This window comes from Komagataeibacter kakiaceti JCM 25156 (assembly GCF_000613305.1).
Window position 1 is genome coordinate 1 of the sequence record NZ_BAIO01000414.1, and the last position, 2119, is coordinate 2119.

The 2119-nt window shown below is 64.4% G+C and carries 2 protein-coding genes and 1 pseudogene; all 3 read left to right on the plus strand.

Annotation, left to right across the window (positions count from 1 at the left end):
- The first annotated feature begins 160 nt into the window (after positions 1 to 160).
- The 3 genes and pseudogenes from JCM25156_RS24825 to JCM25156_RS24830 all read left to right on the plus strand — a co-directional run bounded on the left by JCM25156_RS24825 (position 161) and on the right by JCM25156_RS24830 (position 1954).
- Positions 161 to 1398 (plus strand): annotated as a pseudogene (locus JCM25156_RS24825) (aminopeptidase).
- Positions 1395 to 1526 (plus strand): hypothetical protein, encoded by a 132-nt coding sequence (locus JCM25156_RS32180; RefSeq protein ID WP_277909470.1) that lies wholly within the window; start codon positions 1395 to 1397, stop codon positions 1524 to 1526. Before JCM25156_RS24825 ends, JCM25156_RS32180 begins: the two are co-directional and overlap by 4 nt.
- A complete protein-coding gene (locus JCM25156_RS24830) occupies positions 1481 to 1954 on the plus strand; it encodes a hypothetical protein (protein ID WP_242402677.1) in 474 nt (157 codons plus the stop codon). Before JCM25156_RS32180 ends, JCM25156_RS24830 begins: the two co-directional genes overlap by 46 nt.
- Positions 1955 to 2119: the final 165 nt, after the last annotated feature.

Sequence of the window (2119 nt, forward strand, 5' to 3'; positions counted from 1 at the left end):
CGCGCACAGGGCGTGGGAACCCGGCACCGTCTGCTTCATTAAGGCCATGTCTCCGCTGGTTTTCCGATAGCATCTTACGCGCGATGGGCGTGTCGTCTATCCTGTCGCCACGCTACAGGCACGCGGCACGTCGCCCGCCAATAACAGGATTTGATGACGCATGGTTCTCTCCCCCCGGCATGAACAGCTTCTGGACCGCCTGGCTGAAGTCGCGGTCCGTATCGGCCTGAACATCGCGCATGGGCAGCAGCTTCTCATCACCGCGCCGCTGGAGGCCGTGCCGCTGGTGCGCCGGATTACCGAACATGCCTACCGGGCCGGGGCCGCGCTGGTCACGCCGTTCTATTCCGATGACGTGGCCACGCTCGCCCGTTTCCATTACGCCGCCGATGACACGCTGGACGCCGCCGCCGACTGGCTGCACGAAGGCATGGCCAACGCCTACCGCAAGGGGGCGGCACGCATGGCGGTTACCGGCGGCAACCCCGTGCTGCTGGCCAAAGAGAACCCCGAGCGCGTCTCCCGCGTGTCGCGCGCCGCCTCCCGCGCGGGGCGGCCCGCCATGGAACTGATCACGCGCTTTGCCGTCAACTGGAACATCGTGGCCTTCGCCACCCCCGCATGGGCGATGCAGGTCTTTCCCGACCTGCCGGAAGAGGAGGCGGTCAGCCGCCTGTGGGATGCGATCTTCCAGGCCTCGCGCGTGATGGTGGATGACCCGGTGGCGGAATGGAAGGCGCATAACGCCCATCTCGGCCGCCGCACGGCGTGGCTCAACGCGCGGCGCTGCATTTCAGCGGGCCGGATACGGACCTGACCGTGGGGCTGGCCGATGGCCATTCCTGGGCCGGGGGCGCGGAACCCGCGGGCAACGGCATTATCTGCAACCCCAACATCCCGACCGAGGAAGTGTTCACCACCCCCCATGCGCGCAAGGTGAACGGGCATGTCCGCGCGACCAAGCCGCTGTTCCACCAGGGCACGCTGATTGATGATATCCGCGTGCGTTTCGAGGAAGGCCGCATTGTCGAGGCCCATGCCAGCACCGGGCAGGCGGTGCTTGAACGCATCCTTGATACCGATGACGGCGCGCGCAGGCTGGGCGAAGTGGCGCTGGTGCCCGCGTCCTCCCCCATTTCACAAAGCGGCATCCTGTTCCGCAACACCCTGTTCGACGAGAACGCATCCAGCCATATCGCGCTGGGCCAGTCCTATGCCAAGTGCATGTGCGATACCGAAAACCTGACCGAGGCCCAACTGACCCGCCAGGGCGCGAATACCAGTTTCATCCATATTGACTGGATGATCGGGTCCAGCAAAATCGACGTTGACGCCATCAACCACGATGGCAGCCGCGAACCCCTGATGAGACAGGGCGAATGGAGCAACCAGCCATGACCTATCCTTCCATCCGCAAAACGCTGCTGGCCACCGCCTGCGCCCTTGCCGTGACCCATCTGCCATCGGCATGCATCCGGCAATGGCCCAGCAGCCCGTCCCGCAGCAGGGCGACGGGCAGCAGATGAACAGCGTGCAGCAGCTTACCCCGGAGCAGGAGGCCGCGCTCAACCGCGATGTCGAGACCGTGGCGCGCTACAAGCTGCCGGGCAACTTTTTCGCGCGCATGCTGCCCGTCATCCAGCAGATCAAGCTGGCGCATATCTCGCCCCCGGACACGCCGAGCATGACGCTGGAGGAAACCATCAGCCGCACGCAGGCGATGCCCCAGCTCCAGCCGATCCTGCAGCGCAACCGCATGTCCCCGCGTGAGTTCGTCATGAACATCACCACCTTTGGCATGACGCAGGCCGTCATCATGCATCCGCCGCAGGACGGCAAGGACATGCCGCCGCTCAACCCCGATAACGTCGCCCTGCTCAAGGCCCACCCCGCCGAGGTGCAGGCCCTGATCCAGGCCATGGGCGGCAATGACCAGCAGGGCCAGCAGCGTTAGAGGCTGTCTGAAACAGCCTGCAAAACCCGGGGAAGTTTCTGGTGCAGCTTTTTTGAAAAACAGCGACACCGGGAAACTTTTATGATTTTTTATCAATCGGTTGTTTCAAGAAGTTTCCTGAAAACCGCTCCCGGCCGTCCCATCGGCCGGGGCCAGCAGGGCGAG